This is a genomic window from Actinomycetes bacterium, from assembly GCA_036000965.1.
Lineage (GTDB): Bacteria > Actinomycetota > CALGFH01 > CALGFH01 > CALGFH01 > DASYUT01.
The window spans coordinates 1-4,236 of record DASYUT010000281.1; the positions used below are offsets into that span (position 1 = coordinate 1).

The 4,236-nt window shown below is 70.7% G+C and carries 4 protein-coding genes; 1 reads left to right on the forward strand and 3 read right to left on the reverse strand.

Annotated features, from left to right (window positions below):
* Positions 1 to 787: 787 nt before the first annotated feature.
* Both VG276_24600 and VG276_24605 read right to left on the reverse strand, forming a co-directional pair.
* The gene (locus VG276_24600; protein ID HEV8652478.1) at positions 788 to 1,690 is read right to left on the reverse strand and encodes an alpha/beta hydrolase; all 903 of its coding nucleotides are present in this window, start codon (positions 1,688 to 1,690) and stop codon (positions 788 to 790) included.
* Between the two features lie 15 nt (positions 1,691 to 1,705).
* A complete protein-coding gene (locus VG276_24605) occupies positions 1,706 to 2,059 on the reverse strand; it encodes a nuclear transport factor 2 family protein (protein ID HEV8652479.1) in 354 nt (117 codons plus the stop codon).
* 178 nt (positions 2,060 to 2,237) lie between these two features.
* On the opposite strand from VG276_24605, the gene VG276_24610 reads away from it, so the two are divergent.
* A complete protein-coding gene (locus VG276_24610) occupies positions 2,238 to 3,257 on the forward strand; it encodes an NAD-dependent epimerase/dehydratase family protein (GenBank protein ID HEV8652480.1) in 1,020 nt (339 codons plus the stop codon).
* A 357-nt stretch (positions 3,258 to 3,614) separates the two neighbouring features.
* Here VG276_24610 and VG276_24615 read toward each other — a convergent pair whose 3' ends face one another.
* The gene (locus VG276_24615; GenBank protein HEV8652481.1) at positions 3,615 to 3,863 is read right to left on the reverse strand and encodes a hypothetical protein; all 249 of its coding nucleotides are present in this window, start codon (positions 3,861 to 3,863) and stop codon (positions 3,615 to 3,617) included.
* Between the last annotated feature and the right edge of the window lie 373 nt (positions 3,864 to 4,236).

Below are 4,236 nucleotides of genomic sequence, written 5' to 3' on the forward strand. Positions count from 1 at the left end.
CCGAGCCACTCCACCGCATGCCGCACGCTCGGGTCGCGGGTGAGCCGCTCGAGGGTGTCGAGCACCTCGCCCGCGCCCATGCGCCGCAGCCCCTCAAGCAGCGTGCCCGAGTACTCCAGCATCACCCGCGGCTCGAAGCCCGCCCGGCCGCGACCGCCCCCTCGATCAGCGCCTCCGAACCGCACAGGTTCGGCAGACCGTCGACGTACTCGGGCAGCTCTCCCACGATCCCCCTTCGCGCCAAGGCAAGGCGCTCGCTGCCTGATCGGGCTGCGGATCGCCCTCCCGGCACTGTTATAGCCGCTCTCGAGGCCCTGCTGGACGAGCTCAACTCAAGCGGGCTGGGTTTCCAGTGCCCGAGGGCAGAACGTACAGGGGCCGGGGCCAAGGCGACACGCGCGGGTGTCAATGGCCATCTGCTTTGCAGTGAAGCCGGTCGCTCGTCGCTGGGCTTGCCGAGCGATGGCGAGGACTGCATCCCAGGGTCGCCCCGAGCAGGCTGTGTCACACTAATGAGCGGGTCTGGCGCCGAGACGGCTACGAACCAGGCGCGAGGATTGTTGACCAGCAACTGACCTGTCTCCAACGCCAGCTCGTCAGCCGGTTGGCCCCGGCGACCGCCAGGGTCGGCGAGGTGAGATTGGCCAGCTCGACGACAGCTCGCGCCGCCGGATCCGACCCGCCAGCTCCGTCGCCGTCACGTACGCAAGCTCATCTCCCGACGCCATCCTGGCCCACCTCCTCGGAAGGCACCGTCTTCGTGCCAAGGCAGCGACAACAGGAAGATCTACCCCGACTTGCCAAGGTGCTCGAGGAACCAGTCGCGGGCGGCTCCGCTGGCCGGGTCGAAGTCCTTTACGTAGGCGTCGAAGTGGCCGCCAGGCAGCAGCACCAGCCGCTTCGGTTCACGGGCGTGCTGGTAGGCCTCGAGGGCGAGGTCGGTCGGGGTCAGGTGGTCGCCGGCGGCGACGACCATGAGCAGCGGCGTGGGGCTGATGCCCTCGATGTAGGCGCCGGGCTCGTACTCCATGAGCATCTCGACGGTGCGCAGCGTGACCTCGTTTCTCCAGGCCGGCGCGCGGCTCTTGCCAGTGTCGCTGAACCACTCCCAGGAGTCAGGGGTGGGCAGGGCCGAGACGGCCATGGGGTCGGGGTCGACCACGGGCACCATCGCCGGCGGCTCGCCCCGGAAGCGGGCGGCGCGGTCCTGGTCGAACGCCGCACGGTTGGGAGCCAGGAAGTCCTGGCGCACCAGCCGCTGGATGTTGCGGATGCCGCTGACCAGCGGCACCTGGCAGGCGACGCACTTGACGCGCTTGTCGATCGCCCCCAGCACCAGCGCATGGCCACCGCTGTAGCTGGACCCCCACACCCCGATGCGGTCGGCGTGGACCTCCGGGCGGGTCTGGGCGTAGGTGATCGCGTGCCGGTAGTCACGCACCTGCGCCCACGGGTCGATCTCCTGTCGCGGCTCGCCGTCGCTGGCACCGAAGTTCCGGTTGTCGAAGACCAGCGCCCCCAAGCCGCCGGCGGCGAACGCCTCCGCGAAGCTGTCCAGGTACATCTCCTTGACGGCGGAGAAGCCGTGGGCCATGACGACGGTGGGGACCGGGCCGGTGGCCCCGTCGGGCAGGTACAGCCAGCCCCGCAGCGTCACACCCTCGGCGTCGAACTCGATGTCCTGCCGCATCGCCGTCTCCTTCCGTCAGCGAGCAGGCTGCAAGGTGTACCGGACGGTCTGGACCCGGATCAGGCCGTCGCGGAAGACGAAGTGTCGATGCCGTCCTCGATGCGGTTGCCGCCGCCCTCGGCCCCCCACTCGAGGAGCATGACGTCGTCCTCGTAGATCGTGTTCTTGCATGTCCCAGGTGGCCTGCGGCACCTCGCTGAGGAGCTTGGTGAACGCCTGGCGGATACCGTCCTTGCCGCGTTGGATGCCTGCCGGGGTGATGAAGACGGCGTCGTCGCTGTAGTCAGCGACGATCTCCTCGAGGTCCTCGGCCCCCAGCGCCTGCGCGTGGTGGCCAAACACCTCCTGCGGGCTTCGCATCGCTGCCATGCGGCCGCCTCCTCTCCTTACCGACACGGCCAGCCCGACTTGCTGATCTCAACAGAGGACAGGGCGGCGCACAAGAGGCGATCCCTCGCGGATGAGTACTGGACGGGGAAAGCCCCGACCCAAGAGGCCGCACCGCTGCCTGACCCTTGGTCCGCTCGGGCATGGCATCATTGCGGGCATGAGGGTCTTGGTTACCGGTGGTACCGGCTTGGTGGGTTCCCACACCGCCGCCGCGATTGTGCGTGCCGGGCACGACGTGCGGCTGCTGGTGCGCCGGCCGGACCAGGTGCCCGTGTCCCTCGGCCCGCTGGGGCTGGCGGTCTCCGACATCGTCGTGGGTGACGTGCTCGACGAGCGCGCGGTGTCGCGGGCCGTCGAGGGCTGCGCGGCGGTCGTGCACGCGGCGGCGGTCTACTCCCTGGACCCGCGGCGTGCCAAGGACATGCAGCGCACCAATGCCCGCGCCACCGAGGTCGTGTTGGGTCGCGCGGTTGAACGCGGGCTGGATCCGGTCGTCCACGTGTCGACGACGGTGGCGCTGACCCGGTATGCCGGGAGCGGGCCGGACCTGCCGCTCGGTGACATCGAGCTGCCGTATGCGCAGTCGAAGATCGCCTCGGAGAAGGTCGCCCGCCGGTTGCAGGATGCAGGCGCGCCGGTGGTGACGATCTACCCGGGCGCTGTCTATGGTCCCCACGACCCCTACCGCGGTGAGCAGAGCGAAACGCTGCGCTGGGTCCTGCTCGGCCGCTTCCCGCTCTGGCCGCGGGGAGGGCTGCACGTCGTCGACGTTCGCGACACCGCCGCGGTGATCCAGGCCGTGCTCCGCCCCGGGGGAGGGCCACGTCGGTACGTCGTGCCTGGGCATCACCTCGAGGGCGACATGCTGTTCGCCACCCTTGCGGTCACGACCGGGCGACGATTCCCCCACCTCGTCGTGCCGGGGGCGGTGATCAGCCCCGCGACGCGGCTCATCGGCGCGGTCCAACGGCGGCTGCCCGACCGCTGGCGCTATCCGGCCGACCGTGAGGGCGTCGAGATAATACGCCGCAACACGCGACTCGACGACTCCGCCGCGCGAACCGAACTCGGCGTCGAGCCCACATCCTTCACAGAGACCATCACCGACATGGTCTGCTGGCTGGTCGAGTCCGGAAGGGTGCCAGCTCGCTACGCGGGAACGCTCGGCCCGGCCTGAGGCCAGCGCGGACATCGACGCGCCATCGTGGTGGAGCGCATCGCTGCGGTTCCCGGATCGGTCAGATGAATGCGCCGGCGTCGGTCGCAAAACCTCGCCAAGGGCCGCCGGGCGGGGGAGACATCCCACGGCGTGGGGATGTCAACCGACAACTGGCGCGGGCTCGCTGAGGTACTGGTGGACGAGTTGGACGGCGGTAGCGCCTTCGCCGACGGCCGACGCGACCCGCTTGACCGAGCCGCGACGGACGTCGCTGGCCGCGAACACGCCGGGCAGCTGGCCTCTAGCAGCAGCGGTGGCCGGTCCAGCCGCCAGTCCCGGGGGGGGACCTGCCGTCGCGGAGGAGGTCGCGGCCGGTCAGGACGAACCCCGGTCGTCACGCTCGAGCGTCCCCGCCAGCCAGTCGGTGTGCGGCTCGGCGCCGATCAGGATGAACAGCGCCCCGGCGGGCAGCGTCTCGGTCGCGCCCGTCGTGTCAGCCCGCAGGGTGAGCGCCTCTAACCGCCCGGTTCCGTGGACGGCGGCCACCTCGGTGCGCAGCCGGACGATGATGGTCGCCGCCGCCTCCACCTCCCGCACCAGGTAAGCCGACATGCCGTCGGCCACGGAGCCGCCGCGGACCAGCAGGGTGACCTGCTCGGCGTAGCGGGCCAGGTGGAGGGGTCGTCCAACGGCGCGCCCCGGTCTGGTCGGCCGACGGCCGCCCGCAGCGGGATTGCCATGGCAAGCACCGGACGGCAGCCGGGGCCTTCCCGCGTGGACCCACCGTGGTGGTCTGCCGATATCCTGCCTGCACGGCCGCCGGGTTCTACGGGCTGGTGGCTGGCGTGTCGGGTGGAGGGAGCACGGGTGCGGTACGAGATCGTCGCGGAGGCGTACCGGGACCTGGAGGGCTCCTCCGCCCGGCTGGCGCTGATCGACCGCCTGGCCGGGCTGTTCACGCAGACGCCGACCGACCTGCTGCCCACGGTGGCGCTGC